Here is a 15,918-nt window from a genome sequence, read left to right as displayed (position 1 = left end):
CGATCGTTTCAGACCGCCACACTATCGAGGGCCCTGCGGAACCCGCCGAGAACCGCACCCAACTCCTCCGGGGTCCCGCCGTCCAGGATGCGGCGCATCAGAGCGGCGCCGACCACCACGCCGTCGCAGACACCGGCGGCGGCCGCCGCGTGCTCCGGCCGGGAGATCCCGAACGCCAGCAGCACCGGCTTGTCGGTGAGTCTGCGCAGCTCACCGGCGAGCCGGATGCCGGATTCGGCGATCTGGTCACGCTCGCCGGTGGTGCCCATCACCGAGATCGCGTAGATGAAGCCGCGACTGCGCCGGGCGATCTCGGCGAGACGGTCCGGCTGGGTGGTGGGCGCGGCCAGCAGGGTCAGGTCGACGCCGTGCTTCTCGGCGGCTGCGGCGAGGGCGCCCGCCTCGTCGATCGGCAGGTCCGGCACGATCAGACCGGTGATGCCGGCGTCCGCGAGCTCGCGGCAGAACAATTCCGGCCCGCGGTGGACGACCAGGTTGTAGTACGTCATCGCGATCAGCGGAATGGTCATCTTCGTGGCGGCGACCTCCGCGAGGATCGTGGCGACCGAGGCGCCGGCGCGCAGCGCCCGATCGGAGGCCTCCTGAATCGTCGGCCCGTCCAGGATCGGATCCGAGAACGGCAGGCCGATCTCGATCGCGGTGGCGCCGTTGCGCTCGTACTCCCGCAGGTAGCGCGTCCAGTCCGGCCGGATGCCGCCGGTCAGATAGGGAACCAGACCCTTCACTGTTCCTCCTTGAGAGCCGGGGCCTCCTTGAGAGCCGGGGCCTCCATGGGAGCCGGGGCCCCCGTGGGAACCGGGGCCCCCGTGGGAACCGGGGCCCCCGTGGGAGCCGGGGCCCCCGTGGGAGCCGGGGCCTCCATCAATGTCGCCACGTCCTTGTCGCCCCGGCCGGAGAGCGTCACGAGCACGGTGGAGAACGGCGGCAGTTCACCGGACTCGGCGGCCCGGATCACCCAGGCGATCGCATGGGCGGACTCCAGAGCAGGCAGAATTCCTTCGGTACGGGCGAGCCGATGCACCGCAGGCACCACTTCTTCGTCGCTCACCGTGACGTAACGAGCCCGGCCGATGTCGTTGAGGTAGGCGTGCTCCGGCCCCACACCCGGATAGTCCAGCCCCGGCGCGATCGAGTGCGCCTCGCTGACCTGCCCATTCTCGTCCTGCAGCAGATATGACCGGAAGCCGTGCAGCACACCGGTCCGCCCCGACGCGACAGCCGCGCCACCGGCCGCCTCCACACCGATCAGCCGCGCGCCGGTGTCCGCGAACCCGGCGAACGTCCCGGCCGCGTTGGAGCCGCCACCCACGCACGCGACCACGTAATCGGGGATCCCGGTGCTCAGCTCGGCCGCGCTCTGCCGCCGCGCCTCGTCCCCGATGACCCGCTGGAATTCCCGGACCATCCAGGGGTACGGGTGAGGCCCCATCACCGAGCCGAGGCAGTAGTGCGCCTCGTCCAGGCAGGTGACCCACGCCCGCATGGCCTCGCTGGTGGCGTCCTTGAGCGTGCGGCTGCCGCTGGTCACCGGCACCACCTCGGCGCCGAGCATCTTCATCCGGAAGACGTTCAGCGCCTGCCGCTCGATGTCCTTCTCACCCATGTAGACGGTGACACCGAGCCCGAGCAGCGCGCCCGCGGTCGCGGTGGCGACGCCGTGCTGGCCGGCGCCGGTCTCGGCGAGCAGCCGGGTCTTGCCCATCCGGCGGGCCAGCAGCGCCTGACCGAGAACATTGTTGATCTTGTGGGAGCCGGTGTGCGCCAGGTCCTCGCGCTTGAGCAGCACGGTGATCCCGAGCTCCGCGGAGAGCCGCCAGGCCGGGGTGAGCGCGGTCGGCCGCCCGGCGTACACGGTCAGCAGCCGTTCCAGGTCACGGTGGAAACTCGGGTCGGACCAGGCCTCGCGGAACCCCTCCTCGAGCCGGGCGCACGCCGGCACCAGCGACTCCGGGACGAAGCGCCCACCGTGCTCACCGAAGCGTCCGAGCTCCCCCGGCTCCGCCATCACCCGCTCCGCGGGCAGCACAAGATCAGACATGACGCACCCCACTGTTCTAGAACTCTACAGTTCTAGAACAGTGTGACACGCAAGGACGGAAAAGCAAACGGCCCGGCCCCCGTCGTCCGGGGCCGGGCCGTTCATGCGGTTCAGATCAACGGCGATACCAGGTACGGGTGGACGTGGTCGTCACGTTGCCCGCCCGGTCGTACGCCCGCAGTTGGACCTTGATCTTCTTGCCGTACTTCTTGGTGTTCAGCGAGAACTTGTACGCGGCCTTGGCATCGGTCGCGACGACCTTGCCGTTGACCAGCAGCTGAACCTTCGCGACACCGTTCTTGTCACTGGCCGCAGCGGTGATCTTCACGGTGCCCTTGACCTTCGCCTTGTTCTTCGGCGCCTTGGTCACCGTCAGCTTCGCCCTGGTGTTGTCCACGATCACGGTCCGGCTCACCGTGGTCCGGTTGCCCACCCGGTCATAGACGTTCCAGGTGAGCGTGTACCTGCCGTCGGCCTTGACGTATCGGACGCCGGTCAGCTTGCCGCTGGTCGCGTCGACGGGCGGTTCGCTGTTCACATATCCCCCGGCCAGACCGGCATGGAGCCAACCGGCCGAGTCGGACGCCTTGATCGAGGTCGCGATCCGGTCACCGCGAACCAGCGCACCGGAGGCGGGCGAGATCCAGGTGACCGCGGGCGCGGTCGCGTCCACGACCACGTTCTGACTGACGGCGGTGAGATTGCCGAACTTGTCCCAGGCCTTCACCGTGAGCGGGGCGACCCGGCTCCGGGTTCCGAAGTCGTAGGCGAACTCCCACCCCTCGCCACGCCGCGCGCCGTCCACCCACCACTCCACGCGAGCGACTCCGCCCTGGTCGGAAACCCAGGCACGCAGTGTGGACCGGCCGCGCCCGACCAGCGACGTGACGTCCTCGATCTTGGGTCCGCGGTTGTCGACGTGGTACTTCTTGAAGACCTCGGTGACGTTGCCGGCCCGGTCACGGATGGTGAACTTGATCTGCGGATATCCGTCGTAGTCGGGGTCCGTGGCCCGGGTGTTCCACCCGAAGACCCACGGTGCAGCGGTCGCCCGGCTGATCTCCTGACCGTTCCGGCTCATGACGATCTCGGTGACGTCATCCGACACGTCCGAGGCCGTGATCGTGGTGGTGCCGCTCAGCTTGACGGATTTCGGCGTGAATGTGGCTGTCGGCGCCACCGCGTCGACGTGGACTCGTGTGGTGACCTCGCCGTAGTTCCGGGCAGCATCGTAGGCACGCACCGTGAGATCCACGTCCATGTTGTTGTACTGGACTCCCGGTGTCACCAGCAGCCCGTCCTTCGCCACCGACTCGACGGTCTGCATACGGCCGCGACCACCGATCAGCGCGGCTATGTACTGGACGCCGGTGTCATCGGTGGCGGTCGGGAAGATCCGCGACGAGAGCCCGATCAACTGCCCCTCGGTGAGACCAGTTGAGGTAATCACCGGCTTCACCTCGTCGACGATTTCGTCAGCGAGGGCCGGCGCAGCGGTCGAGACGATGAGAGAAGTGGAAAGCGCCGCCACAACCGCGGTCCGCAACGTGCTCAAGGTGGCTCCCCGAAGATCAATTTGACCGGGAGCTTAATCCTCCTGCTCACCCAAGTCGATCTCAATCGGGACGCAGATCGCGGGTCAGCGAGGTGACGTTGCCGACCCGGTCCCAGGCCTCGACGGTCACCCGGACCGGGCCGGGGCCCAGGTCAGCGTGGTAACGCTCGCCGGTGCCGCGCAGTTCGCCGTCGACCCGCCACTCGATGCGAGCCGTGCGGGAGGCGTCGCGCACGCGGACCGCGAGCTCGGCCTGCCCGTGTCCGATCCGCGCCGGGAAGCCGGTGGCGTCGATCTCCGGGCCGGCATTGTCGACGCGGAACCACTCGTGGTGGGCGGTGGTGTGGCCGGCACGATCGGTGACGACCAGTTTCAGCCGGTAGTCGCCGCTCACGGCGTACCCGAAAGTCTTCCTGGTGTCCCAGGTGAGCGCCCAGGGCTTCGCCGTCGCCCGGCTGATCTCCCGGCCACCCCAGATCAGCACCACTCCGGTGGCGTCGTCGGGCAGCCCGTCAGCCGTGATCGTGGCCGTTCCGTGCAGAACCGTCCCGGTCGCCGACGTGAAAGCGGCCCCGGCACCCACCGTCACCTCGGCGGCCGGCGCGGGGGACGCGGCGGACAGCGTCAGCGAACCGGACAGCACCGCGAAGATCGCGGTCCGCAGCATTCCCAAGGTGGGCTCCCTCGCAGGTCAGAAGGTGCGCGGGAGCCTAACCTCAGATCGTCACTTGCGGTACCAGGTACGGGTCGTCGTGGTGGTCACATTGCCCGCCCGGTCGTACGCCCGCAGTTGGACCTTGATCTTCTTGCCGTACTTCTTGGTGTTCAGCGAGAACTTGTAAGCGGCCTTGGCATCGGTCGCGACGACCTTGCCGTTGACCAGCAGCTGAACCTTCGCGACACCGTTCTTGTCACTGGCCGCAGCGGTGATCTTCACGGTGCCCTTGACCTTCGCCTTGTTCTTCGGCGCCGCGGTCACCGTCAGCTTCGCCCTGGTGTTGTCCACGATCACGGTCCGCCGCACCACCGTGCTGTTGCCGACCCGGTCGGTGACCGTCCAGGTCAGCGTGCGCTTACCGTCCTTACCGGCGGCAACCGACGACGTGTACGGCGCAACCGTGTCCGCGCCCGCCCCGGAGAGCTGCGCCTTCGCGATCCCGGACGGGTCGGTGGCCTTCACCGTCGACGAGATCCTGGAGCCGCGGATCAGCGCGTTGGTGCCCGGCGCGGTGATCCCGGTGGACGGGCCGGCGTTGTCGAGGACCACGCTGAACTTCCGCGAAGCGGTGTTGCCGGCGTTGTCCCGGGCCTTCACCTCGACGGTGGCCGTCCGGTTCGCGCCGCCCGTGTTCCAGGCGCCGTCGGTGGAGACCAGCTTGCCGTCCACCCAGAACTCGACCTTCGGCTTCACGGTCTCGTCCTTGACCGCGACCTCGAACCTGCCCTGGCCACCGGCCCGGCCGCTGGGCGCCGTCGGACCGCCCGAGCGCTTCCAGCTCAGCGCGCCGATCACCGGCAGCTCGTTGTCCGCGTGCCACACCGGCTGGTAGATGGTCACGTTTCCGGCCTGGTCCACCAGCCGCACCTGCGGGAAGTCGTCCGAGCCGACGGTGTTCCAGGTGAGCGTCCACGGAGCGGAGGTGGCCTGGGAGAGCACCAGCCGCGGGTCGCGCTGCTCCAGCGTGGCCAGCACGGTGTCGGCCGAGACGCCGGAGAGCGTGATCGTGGCGATGCCGCGCATGCTGGCGCCCTGCGCGGGGCTGAGCGTCGCGGCCGGGAACTCCGCGTCGACGAAGACCGAGCTGGTCGCCCGGGTCGAGTTGCCGCCCGCGTCGTACGCCAGCAGCTCGAGTTCCACCATCGGTCCGCTCAGCGCGGTGAGATCCGGCCGGAGGGTGACGGTGGTCAGGTTCGCGCCCGTCGCCTCGGCGAGCCGGACACGACTGGACCGAAGCTCGAGCCGGACGACGGCGAGGTCGTCGCTCACCGTCGCGGTGATGACCGGCTTCGCGCCGACCAGCCCGGACGGCAGGCCGCTGTCCACGATGGTCGGACCACCGTCGGCTGCCCGGGCGGGCGCTCCGCCGGTGAAGATCAGGGATCCGCTGATAGCGGCTGCGGCCGCAGCCCGCAGAAAACGCATGGAGAGTCCCGTCAGCGTCGCCAGGTGCGGGGCGTCGTGGTAGTCACGTTGCCCGCCCGGTCGTACGCACGTAGTTGGATCTTGATCTTTTTGCCGTATTTCTTGGTGTTCAGCGAGAACTGATAGGCCGCCTTGCTGTCCGTGGCGACGACCTTGCCGTTGACCAGCAGCTGAACCTTCGCGACACCGTTCTTGTCACTGGCCGCAGCGGTGATCTTCACGGTGCCCTTGACCTTCGCCTTGTTCTTCGGCGCCGCGGTCACCGTCAGCTTCGCCTTGGTGTTGTCCACGATCACGGTCCGCCGGACCGTGGTGCGATTGCCCAGCTTGTCGAGAACGGTCCAGGTCAGCGTCTTCTTGCCGTCGCTGCCGGCCGCGATCGAGGCGGTGTAGGGCGCCGCGGTGTCGGCCTTCGCCCCGGAGAGCGTCGCCGATCGGATCCCGGCGCCGTCGGCGGCCTTGACGGTCGAGGTGATCCTGGAGCCGCGGACGAGGGCGTTGGCGCCGGGCGAGAGCCACCCCACCGACGGACCGGTGTTGTCGACGACGACGGTCTGGTAGACCTTCCGCCGGTTTCCCCAGATGTCGGAGACCACCCAGCCCAGCGTCTGCTTGCCATCCGCGTAAAGCGGGAACGTGGCCGTGTAGGGGTCGTCGCCGATCGGCCCGTAGCCCTCCTCCGTCATGACCCATCCGGTGCCGGACGGGTCGGACAGGCGCAGCGAGGCCCGGAGAGTCGTGCCACGCACCCGGGCGTTCGCGCCGGGAGTGTGGGATACGAGTGTGGGTGCCTGCGTATCGATCGTGAACGGGTACCGCCCGACGGTCATGTTGCCGAGCTTGTCCCAGACGCGCAGCTCCACGGTGGCGGTGCGCTCCCGGGTGCCGAAGTCGTAGTTCAGCTGGTCCAGATTCCGGCCGCGTACCGCGCCGTCGACCCACCACTCGGCCCGGGCCACGCCGGAGCGGTCGTCCGCGAAACCGAGCACGGCCTGCGTTCCTGGGCCTATCCGCCCGGGGACCTGGGACTCGATGGAGATCTCCGGGCCGGTGGTGTCGATGTCGAAGAAGCGGTAATAGTCGGTCTCGCTGGAGGCCCGGTCGGTGATGGTGATCCGCACCGAGTTCCAGGTGCCCAGATCCGCCGTGTTCAGGGGCAGTTTCCAGGGCGCCGCCGTGGCCCGGGCGAGCTCCCGGTCCAGGCGGTCGTACATCACGATCTTGGTGGCGTCCGCCGGCACATTCGTCGCGGTGAGCGTCACGGAACGCCCGGCCGGGATGAAATCACCGGACGGCGAGATCGTCGCGGTCGGCTTGATCCGGTCGACGATCACCCGCGTGCTGAGGGTATCGCTCCAGTTGCGTGCGGCGTCCTGGACACGAACGCCTACCTCGACGTGGGCGCCGTCCGGGATAGTGTCTGCGAGAACCACCTGGCCGTAGAGCTTCCCCTGCCAGGGGCCGAACAAGCCGTCACCGGTGCGCTTGCCGTCGACGAGGACCTGCGCCCATTGGGGCGCCACGTCGTCGGTGGCGGAGGGAAAGATTTCGTGGAACGGCCGGATGTACTGACCATCGATCAGACCGGTGGAGACCATCACCGGCGGGGTGGTGTCGGGGACCGGATCGTCGGCGCGAGCTGGGCCGGCCGTGGCGAGAAGTAGCGAAGAAGTGAGCACCGCTGATGCGGCGGCACGAAGCATGCCGGGATCTTAACCATGGAAGATCACTTACGTCGATCCGCTTCCGGTACGACGTGGCCCGGAGCCGCTCGTCCGCACTGAGCGCCGGCCGGCATCGGCGTTTCCAAGATCTGCGAGCCCGGGCCGCGGGCACACGATGAGGCTGCGTGCGACCTCGTCAACCCCGGCGCCGCTCGCGCCGGGTGGCCACGCGGGACCTCAGCGGCGGTACCACGTCCGGGTGCTCGTGGTCCGCACGTTGCCCGCCCGGTCGTACGCCCGCAGTTGGACCTTGATCTTCTTGCCGTATTTCCTGGTGTTGACCGAGAACCGGTACGCCACCTTGCTGTCCTTCGCCACGACCTTGCCGTTGACCAGCAACTCGACCCGCGCGACGCCGTTCCTGTCGCTCGCCGCGGCGGTGATCTTCACGGTCCCCTTGACCTTCGCCTTGTTCTTCGGCGCCTTGGTGACCTTGAGGGACGGCTTGGTGTTGTCCACGATCACCGGACGCCGAACCACCGTCACGTTGCCGAACTGGTCGTAAACGGACCAGACCAGGTCCTGCTTGCCCTCGGAGAGGAGTGCCTTCGTACTGCAGATCGGCTTGCAGGTGTGGTAACCGGAAGCGTTGTTGTGCAGCAGGGCCTTCGTCGTCCCGGCGTGCGCGTCGACCGCCCGGATCGCGGTGGTGACGGTGCTGCCACGTAGGAGGGCGCCCGACTTCGGGGAGATCCAGCTGACCGCCGGACCGGTCGCGTCCACTGTCACCTTACGGGTCGTCGACGAGGCGTTGCCCCACTTGTCCCAGGCCTTGATCGTCACCGTCGACACCCGGTCCTTGGTGCCGAAATTGTGCTGGAAGCTGCTCTGCGTGGTGGACCGGAGAACGCCGTCGATCCACCACTCGAAGCGCGTGGTCGCGGTCCGGTCGTCGACCGCGTAGGCGTACAGGTAGGTGGCCTGCGTGCCGGTCACGCTGGGAAGCGAGCGGACCTCGATCTTCGGACCGGTGTCGTCGATGTAGTGCTGCTGGTGGTAGACGGTCGAGTTGCCGGCCCGGTCGATGACCCGGAAGCCGATCGACGCGATGTCGTTGGCATACGGCGTCGTGTCCCACGTGAAGACCCACGGCGCCGAGGTAACCCGATGCCCCTCGGACGACGTGATCGTCACGGCGTCCTTCGACACGCCGGTCGCGGTGATCGTCATGATTCCCTTGGCCCGGTCGCCATAGCCGTCCGGGGAGAACGTCGCCACCGGCGCCACGAGGTCCACATTTACCCGCGTCACGGCCTCGCCGGCGTTTCCGGCCGCGTCCAGGACCCGCACGGTGAAGTCGACCTCGCGGCCGTCGAACTTGGGGTCCAGCGGCACCGGGAAGCTCCGGATGCCCTTGAATTGCTTGTACGAGCGCTGCACCTCCCCGTTGATCAGGAAGTCGATCTGGGCGGCACCCACGTTGTCGCTGTACTCCGGAACGACCCGAAAAATCTGCCCGAGGTACTGCCCGTTGACGACGCCCGTCGCGGTGACCACCGGCTTCGTCTCGTCAGAGATCTCGTCGGCTGCCGCCGGGCCCGCGCTCGTCAGGATCAATGCGCTGGACAGCGCCGCGACAGTTCCGGCCCGCAACCTGCTCACAGAAGACTCCTCGAAGATCAACTTCGCGGAGCATACCTTCGCTCACGACCTACGTCGATACGACACCGGCACGGCGGGGCCAGGTTCGGACAGCGCCGCCATCAGATCACCGTGCTCCTCGACCCGCTCCAGCACCTCGCCCGCCCCGAACTGCCGCGCCTCCACCTCCCCGGTCGCCATCGCGATCACTTCGTCCCAGGTCAGCGGCGCCGAACCGGTCGGCCCCTCCCCCGCCCGCAGCGAATACGGCGTCACTGTCGTCTTCGCCGCCGCGTTCTGGCTCCAGTCGATGAAGATCTTGCCGGGCCGGATCGCCTTGGCCATCTTCGCGGTGATCGAGCCGGGGACCATCGCCGCCAGTTCGTCGGCGACCTTCTTCGCGTACGCGGAGACCACCTCGGAGTCCTGTGTGCCGGAGATCGGGCAGCACAGTTGCATGCCCTTCTTCCCGGACGTCTTCGGATAGGCGTCGATCCCGTCGGCGGCGAGCCGGTCCCGCATCAGGGTCGCCACCGCGCAGCATTCCCGCAGCCCGGCCGGCGCTCCCGGGTCCAGGTCGACCACCATCAGGTCCGGGTCGGCGCCGATCCGCCACTGCGGGGTGTGCAGTTCGATCGCGGCCAGGTTCGCCAGCCAGACGAGCGTGGGCAGGTCGTCGACGACCACGAATTCGATGGTCTCCCGGCTCTTGGTGGAACCGGGCACCGGCAGGGTCTCCAGGCGCACCCAGTCCGGCGTACCTCCGGGCTTGTTCTTCTCGAAGAAGTGCATGCCGTCGACGCCGTTGGGGAAGCGGATCCGGGTGGCCGGGCGATCGCGCAGGTGAGGCAGCATGACCGGGGCGATCCGGGTGTAGTAGTCGATCACTTCGCCCTTGGTGAATCCGGCCGCCGGGTACATCACCTTGTCGAGGTTGGACAGCTCGAGGTCGCGTCCCTCGACGGTGACCACGAACCGGTCAGGCGTCTTCATCGTCGGCACACTCCGCGGCGGTCTTGTCGTCGCGCAGCCGCAGGAACCGGGGGAACCGCAGACGACGGTCGGGCGTCTGGTTGCCGTATCTGATCTCGGCGACCAACTCCGGGCGTACCCAATGGGCTCCGCGCGAATCCTCCCTCGGCACCGCGCCGGGGGCGAAGGGCGACTCGCCGGAGGCGAGTGGCTCGAGCCGGGCCAGCAGCTCCTTCTCGGCGACCGCGCCGATGCCGCCGCCGACCCGCCCGCGAAATGCCAGGCCGTCGGCGGTCGGCACGCCGATCAGCAGGCCGCCCAGTTTGCGGGCACCCGGCCGCCAGCCACCGATCACGTAGTCCCCGGTCCGGTCGAACTTGACCTTCACCCAGTCCGGCGAGCGGTGTCCGGGCAGGTAGACCGAGTCGGAACGCTTCGCCATGACACCTTCGAGGTGGTTCTCCCGGGCGGCGTCGGCGGTCGCGGCGCCGTCGCCGAACGAGGGCGGCACCATCCAGCGTGGCCCCGCGAGGCCAAGTTCCTCGAGCCGTTCCCGACGGGCCAGATAGGGCAACCCGGTGTGATCCATCCCGTCGAGAAAGAGCAAATCAAAGATCATGTACGTCACCGGCAGGCTCACCGCGAGTCGGGCGGCCCGTGCCTTGTCCCGCACGTGCATGCGCTCGGCGAGGGCGGTGAACGACGGCCGTCCCGCCGCGTCGAAGACCACCATCTCGCCGTCGAGGAGCGTGCCCTCCGGCAGATGCAGGTCGGCGATCTCCGGGTAGGCGGCGGTGACCACGGCTCCGGAGCGCGCGAAGAGGTCCGGCGGACCGCCGCCGAACAGGGCCAGGACGCGAACGCCGTCCCACTTGAACTCGTAGCTCCACTCCGGCCCCACCGGCAGCGGGCCCGCCGTCGCGAGCATCGGCGACAGGGGTGGACCCGGCACCTGATCACCATAAGCAGAAGCAATCACCTTACGCAGGCGTCCCAGTAATGCGATTCTGAGAACATGCGGGCGATCTGGAAAGGCGCTGTCTCGTTCGGCCTGGTGTCGATCGCGGTCAAGCTGTATTCGGCGACCGAGGAGAAGGACATCCGGTTCCACCAGGTGCACCGCACCGACGGCGGCCGGATCAAGTACCAGCGGACCTGCTCGGTCGACGGCGAAGTGGTCAGTTACGACGACATCGCCAAGGGGTACGACATCGGCGGCGGCGAAATGGTGATCTTGACCGACGAGGATTTCGCCGATCTGCCGCTCAGCACCTCCCGCGCCATTGACGTGCTGGAATTCGTCCCGGCCGACCAGATCGACCCGATCCTGTTCGCGAAGTCGTACTACCTGGAGCCCGAGGGCCAGGCCGCCAAGCCGTACGTGCTGCTCCGTGACGCCCTCCGTGACGCCGACCGGGTCGCCATCGTGAAGATCGCCATCCGGCAGCGGGAGCAGCTCGCCACCCTGCGGGTCCGCGACGACGTGCTGATCCTGAACACCATGATGTGGCCGGACGAGGTCCGCACCCCCGACTTCGGCTTCCTCGACGACGACATCGAGACCCGGCCGGCCGAGCTGGCGATGGCGAGCTCCCTGATCGACTCGATGGCCGGCACGTTCGACGCGGACGACTTCACCGACAACTACCGGGCCGCGCTCCAGGAGGTCATCGACGCCAAGGTCGAGGGCCGTGAGGTGGTCCAGCCGGAGGAGGCCGAGGAGGCACCGGCCGCGGCGATCGACCTGATGGCGGCGCTCAAGGCGTCCGTCGAGCGGGCACGTCAGGCGCGTTCCTCCACCGACTCCCCGCCCGCCGAGAAGCCCACTGGGAAGCCCGCCGGGAAGCCCGCCGAGAAGAAGCCCGCCAAGAAGGCGACGCCGGCGAAGAAGAAGGCGGCCCCGGCCAAGAAGACCACCGCTGCGAGGAAATCCACGTCCGCCGAGAAGCCCGCCAAGAAGTCCGCGTGACTACGCTCGGCCCATGGGATTTGCATGGGTCGTGAGCGGCGGGGTGGCCCGGTGGCGCTGACGTGGGCTGAGTCTTACCTGGGCCGGGTTCGGGCCAGCGTCGGTGACACCGACACCATCTTCTTCGTCGGGGCGCGCACGCTGGTCTTCGACGATCAGAACCGGTTACTGCTGATCCAGCGCTCCGACAACCATCGCTGGGCGATTCCGGCCGGCGCGATGGAGCTCGGCGAGAGCATGGAGGAGTGCGCGGTCCGCGAGCTCTGGGAGGAGACCGGGCTGCGGGCGACATCCCTCACGCCGTACGCGTTCTACACGGCGTACACGTACACGAACGAGTTCCAGCACACGTACCAGCAGGTGTTGATGTCTTTCGTCGTGCACAGCTGGGAAGGCGAGCTCCTCCGGCAGACCGACGAGAGCGTGGACGCCGGGTTCTTCGCCCTGGACGCGCTGCCCGGTCCGAAGTCGTTCGTCCTCGACGAGGCGCTCAGCGACCTCGAGGACTTCCGGAAGACCGGGCGGCTGGTAATGAAGTGACCGGCGGGCGCCTGGTCGGGCAGGATGCCTCTCGTGACCGACCGCAAGCGCTTCGCCCTCGACCTCACCCCGTTACGCACGTCCCGGGACTTCCGGTTCGTGTTCACCGCCGGCGTGGTGACGAGCTTCGGGTCCTTCATCAGTTACGTCACCATCCCGTACCAGGTGGCGAAACTGACCGACGACCCGCTGATGGTCGGTCTGATCGGCGTCTGCGAGCTGGCCCCGATCCTGATCATGGCGTTCGTCGGCGGGGCGCTCGCCGACTACATCGACCGGCGGCTGCTGGTTCGCGGCGCCGAGGTCGCGCTCGCCGCGATCTGCGGCATCCTGCTGATCAACTCGCTCTCCGACGAGCCGCACCTGTGGCTGCTCTACGTCGCCGCGTTTCTCACCGCGGCGGTGGCCGGCCTGCAACGTCCGGCCCTGGAGGCGATGGTCCCCCGCCTGGTCAAGCCGGAACAGCTGCCGGCGACCATGTCCCTGCAGTCGCTCGGCGCCCAGTTCGCCCAGCTCTTTGGCATGCCCCTGGCCGGCATCCTGCTCGCCAACTTCGACCTTGCTTGGGTGTACGCCTTCGACCTGCTCACCTTCGCCGTCTCCCTGACCTGCCTGACCCTGGTCAAGGCCGTCCCGCCGCCCCCGGCCGCGGACCGCCCGTCGCTGTCCAGCGTCGTCACCGGCCTGCGGTACGCGAAGTCCCGGCCCGAGCTGCTCGGCACGTACCTGGTCGACATCAACGCGATGTTCTTCGGCATGCCGTCCGCGCTCTACCCGTTCCTCGCGAACAAGCTCGGCGGGCCCAGCGTGCTCGGCCTGCTCTACGCCGCCCCGGCGGTCGGGTCCCTGATCGCCACGCTCGGCTCGGGCTGGACCGGCCGGGTGCACCGGCACGGTTTGATGGTGCTGATCGCGGCCGGCTTCTGGGGTGTCGGCATCGTCGGCGTCGGCCTGTCGACCTCACTCTGGCTGACGCTGTTCTGCCTGGCCTTCGCGGGAGCGGCCGACATGATCTCCGGCATCTTCCGCATGATCATCTGGAACCAGACCATCCCTGATCATCTCCGCGGGCGGCTGGCCGGCATCGAGATGCTCTCGTACACCACGGGTCCGCTGGCCGGCCAGCTGCGCTCCGGCCTGATGGCCCGCACCTCGCTCGGCGTCCCGGGCGCGATCTGGGTGGGTGGGGTGCTCTGCGTGGCCGGCACGGTCGCCCTGGCCGCCGCCCTGCCGAAGCTGGTCCGCTACGACGGAAAGAACGGCATGGCCCTCAAGAAGGCCGCCGACGACGAGTGGGCGGCCGCAGCAGCCGCCCGCTCCTGACCGGTTCCTCCGCAGCGGCACCGTGGGGGCGGCCTGCATTCCCTATGCCCAGTCGCGCAGGCCGCCTTCCCCAAACCTGGTGTCGAGCCCTCACTCGAACCGTGATGGTCCTCCGCCCGGGTGACCGCTCCCGACTGCGGAGCTAGGCGGCGATCTGGTCGAGCATCGCCTCGCAGAAGGCCGGCAAGTCATCGGGCTTGCGGCTGGTCACCAGCCCGTTGTCCACGAAGACCTGTTCATCCACCCAGGTCGCCCCGGCGTTGACCAGATCGGTGCGCAGGCTGGGCCAGCTGGTCAGCGTGCGCCCGTCGACCACGCCAGCTTCGACGAGCGTCCACGGCCCGTGGCAGATCGCGGCCACCGGTTTGCCGGCGTTGACGAAGTCACGCACGAACCGGACCGCGTCCGAGTCGGCGCGCAGAAAATCCGGGTTGGCGACGCCGCCGGGCAGAACCAGCGCGTCGTAATCGGCGGGATCAGCGTCGCTGACGCTCTTTTCCACCGGGTACGTGCCGGCCTTGTCCATGTGATTGACGGCCTGGATCTCGCCGTTCTTGATCGAGAGCAGTTCCGCGGTTCCGCCCGCGGATTCCACGGCTTTCCGGGGTTCGGTGTACTCGATCTCCTCCACACCGTCGGTCGCGAGGAAAGCAACACGTTTCCCCTTGATCGATGTGGTCATCATCGACTCCTTCCGCAACAACTGTCAGATGTTGCGGTTCCCAGCGACGGGCCGGGCAAACGCCTTGCCGGCGGCGGCTCGGGCGAACGCCGGCGTACGGCCGTTGGCGAGCTCGCCGGCGAACCAGGCGCCGAAGATCGCGAGGGCGAGCGCGAGCACCTCGACGACGAAGAGGCCGCCTCCGACGACACGTTCGGGGGGTGTGGACGCGGAGCATCAGGATGACCGCGAAGATCACCAGCACACCCATGTTGATCAGGCCGCGGAGCACACCGAGGCGGCGCGCGTCGGGGCTGCTCACGAACATCACGTCGACCGCTCCGGCCAGCGTGGCGAGCACCCCGCCGATCAGGCCGGCGATGACGTTCCAGTAGGCCAGCGCGCCCAAGATGCTAGGGCCCCCCAGCAAGTCGGCCATATCGAACATAACGGCCATCGCGAATAGACCGAGCGGGAACATCACCAATATCGGCTGCACCGCCTGGCCCGCGACACTCAATCGGCTCTCCATCCGGCAATCGCCTTCCCACCTGGGTAAATACAGGTTCGTCGCGGCATCCGTGTCTGGGCTACCCGGTCCGATGAGGGCTGAAACGCCGCCGGGAGAGGCCGTGGCGGCACACACACCCGGTCACATCGGCTTGTACGCAATCTGCAACATGGCAGATTGAGTGATGGCGGACAGCGGTGTGGCGTGCTGTACTACGGATACGGCAATAAAGGGTGGAGTCGGAGGGAGAGACATACAACGGCACCCGGCGGCAAACGGGTGCCGTTGTCCGCCTCTACGGCTTCTGTGTACGGCTCAGCTACAAATCTTCTTGTCACGACTCTGATCGTTTGCGGCACGCGAGGCGGGGGCGTCCTCGCGCCAATGGTGGCCCGCTCTCCTCCCCCTCGCAAGAAAAAGCGAAGAGGAGTTCGCCATGCGCACACGAACCTATTATCACGGGCCCGACGCCATGGTGACCGACGATCTTTTCGTCTGGAACACCGTCTCGGCACAACGATCCTTCACCGTGCGGGAACTTCGCAATGTCGGCCTCGTCCAGGCGCCCGCGCGGATGCGACCATTCGCGCCGGCCCTCGCCGTCGGCGTCATGTTCGCCGCGGTCGCCGGCTGGAGCCTGATGCCGAGCCCCACGTGGTACGTGGCGGGATTCCTCACCGTCTCAGCACCGGCTGTAATGGCCGCGTGGCGTAAACCGAGGCACTGGGAGCTGCACGCGCAGTACCGGAAGCAGGCCGTGGTGCTCTATTCCTCCTCCGACGCACGGGTCTTCAACCAGGTGAGCCGAGCGCTGCGAAGGGCCATGGAGGACTCCGGCCGGACACCCTGGGGGTACGGGCTAGCCGCAGCCTGACCAGGC

The 15,918-nt window shown here is 68.1% G+C and carries 15 protein-coding genes and 1 pseudogene; 4 read left to right on the top strand and 12 right to left on the bottom strand.

The window, feature by feature from the left end:
- Positions 1 to 8: 8 nt before the first annotated feature.
- The 9 genes from trpA to ligD (AMIS_RS01810) form a co-directional block, all read right to left on the bottom strand.
- Positions 9 to 746 (bottom strand): tryptophan synthase subunit alpha, encoded by a 738-nt coding sequence (gene trpA, locus AMIS_RS01850; protein WP_014440485.1) that lies wholly within the window; start codon positions 744 to 746, stop codon positions 9 to 11.
- Positions 743 to 2,059 (bottom strand): tryptophan synthase subunit beta, encoded by a 1,317-nt coding sequence (gene trpB / locus AMIS_RS01845; protein WP_014440484.1) that lies wholly within the window; start codon positions 2,057 to 2,059, stop codon positions 743 to 745. The genes trpA and trpB overlap by 4 nt, the downstream gene beginning before the upstream one ends.
- 115 nt (positions 2,060 to 2,174) lie before the next feature.
- Positions 2,175 to 3,509 carry an Ig-like domain-containing protein gene (locus AMIS_RS01840; protein WP_157434710.1) on the bottom strand — a complete coding sequence of 445 codons (1,335 nt, stop codon included), beginning with the start codon at positions 3,507 to 3,509 and terminating at the stop codon, positions 2,175 to 2,177.
- A gap of 166 nt (positions 3,510 to 3,675) precedes the next feature.
- Entirely contained in the window at positions 3,676 to 4,287 is a 612-nt protein-coding gene (locus tag AMIS_RS01835) for a hypothetical protein (RefSeq protein ID WP_157434709.1), read from the bottom strand.
- 51 nt (positions 4,288 to 4,338) lie between these two features.
- Entirely contained in the window at positions 4,339 to 5,757 is a 1,419-nt protein-coding gene (locus AMIS_RS01830; RefSeq protein ID WP_014440481.1) for an Ig-like domain-containing protein, read from the bottom strand.
- 11 nt (positions 5,758 to 5,768) lie between these two features.
- Positions 5,769 to 7,460 (bottom strand): Ig-like domain-containing protein, encoded by a 1,692-nt coding sequence (locus AMIS_RS01825; protein WP_157434708.1) that lies wholly within the window; start codon positions 7,458 to 7,460, stop codon positions 5,769 to 5,771.
- Between the two features lie 198 nt (positions 7,461 to 7,658).
- Positions 7,659 to 9,083 carry an Ig-like domain-containing protein gene (locus tag AMIS_RS01820; RefSeq protein ID WP_172666559.1) on the bottom strand — a complete coding sequence of 475 codons (1,425 nt, stop codon included), beginning with the start codon at positions 9,081 to 9,083 and terminating at the stop codon, positions 7,659 to 7,661.
- Positions 9,084 to 9,125: 42 nt separating this feature from the next.
- Positions 9,126 to 10,055 (bottom strand): non-homologous end-joining DNA ligase, encoded by a 930-nt coding sequence (gene ligD / locus AMIS_RS01815; protein ID WP_014440478.1) that lies wholly within the window; start codon positions 10,053 to 10,055, stop codon positions 9,126 to 9,128.
- Positions 10,042 to 10,986, bottom strand: coding sequence for a non-homologous end-joining DNA ligase (gene ligD, locus AMIS_RS01810; RefSeq protein ID WP_014440477.1), 945 nt, complete (start codon positions 10,984 to 10,986; stop codon positions 10,042 to 10,044). Before ligD (AMIS_RS01810) ends, ligD (AMIS_RS01815) begins: the two co-directional genes overlap by 14 nt.
- A 63-nt stretch (positions 10,987 to 11,049) precedes the next feature.
- Between ligD (AMIS_RS01810) and ku the strand changes: the two genes are divergently transcribed.
- Genes ku through AMIS_RS01795 form a run of 3 tightly spaced genes read left to right on the top strand, consistent with a single transcriptional unit; the run spans position 11,050 to position 13,866 of the window.
- Positions 11,050 to 12,003, top strand: a complete 954-nt coding sequence (gene ku, locus AMIS_RS01805; RefSeq protein WP_014440476.1) for a non-homologous end joining protein Ku — start codon at positions 11,050 to 11,052, stop codon at positions 12,001 to 12,003.
- Positions 12,004 to 12,027: 24 nt separating this feature from the next.
- Positions 12,028 to 12,543: an NUDIX domain-containing protein gene (locus tag AMIS_RS01800; RefSeq protein ID WP_386934425.1), complete on the top strand. Its 516-nt coding sequence runs from the start codon at positions 12,028 to 12,030 to the stop codon at positions 12,541 to 12,543.
- Positions 12,544 to 12,567: 24 nt separating this feature from the next.
- Positions 12,568 to 13,866, top strand: coding sequence for an MFS transporter (locus AMIS_RS01795; RefSeq protein WP_014440474.1), 1,299 nt, complete (start codon positions 12,568 to 12,570; stop codon positions 13,864 to 13,866).
- 142 nt (positions 13,867 to 14,008) lie between these two features.
- Here the strand turns inward: AMIS_RS01795 and AMIS_RS01790 are convergent, their stop codons facing one another.
- From AMIS_RS01790 to AMIS_RS43850, 3 genes and pseudogenes are all read right to left on the bottom strand, one after another.
- A complete protein-coding gene (locus AMIS_RS01790; RefSeq protein WP_041829504.1) occupies positions 14,009 to 14,548 on the bottom strand; it encodes a type 1 glutamine amidotransferase domain-containing protein in 540 nt (179 codons plus the stop codon).
- 24 nt (positions 14,549 to 14,572) lie between these two features.
- Positions 14,573 to 14,707 carry a hypothetical protein gene (locus AMIS_RS44540; RefSeq protein ID WP_269447737.1) on the bottom strand — a complete coding sequence of 45 codons (135 nt, stop codon included), beginning with the start codon at positions 14,705 to 14,707 and terminating at the stop codon, positions 14,573 to 14,575.
- Between the two features lie 79 nt (positions 14,708 to 14,786).
- A pseudogene (locus AMIS_RS43850) lies at positions 14,787 to 14,966 on the bottom strand (DUF2231 domain-containing protein); the annotation flags it as partial.
- 508 nt (positions 14,967 to 15,474) lie between these two features.
- On the opposite strand from AMIS_RS43850, the gene AMIS_RS01780 reads away from it, so the two are divergent.
- Positions 15,475 to 15,912, top strand: coding sequence for a DUF6232 family protein (locus AMIS_RS01780; RefSeq protein ID WP_014440472.1), 438 nt, complete (start codon positions 15,475 to 15,477; stop codon positions 15,910 to 15,912).
- Positions 15,913 to 15,918: the final 6 nt, after the last annotated feature.

This window comes from Actinoplanes missouriensis 431 (assembly GCF_000284295.1).
Taxonomy (GTDB): domain Bacteria; phylum Actinomycetota; class Actinomycetes; order Mycobacteriales; family Micromonosporaceae; genus Actinoplanes; species Actinoplanes missouriensis.
This window is presented reverse-complemented; position numbering and strand designations above follow the sequence as displayed.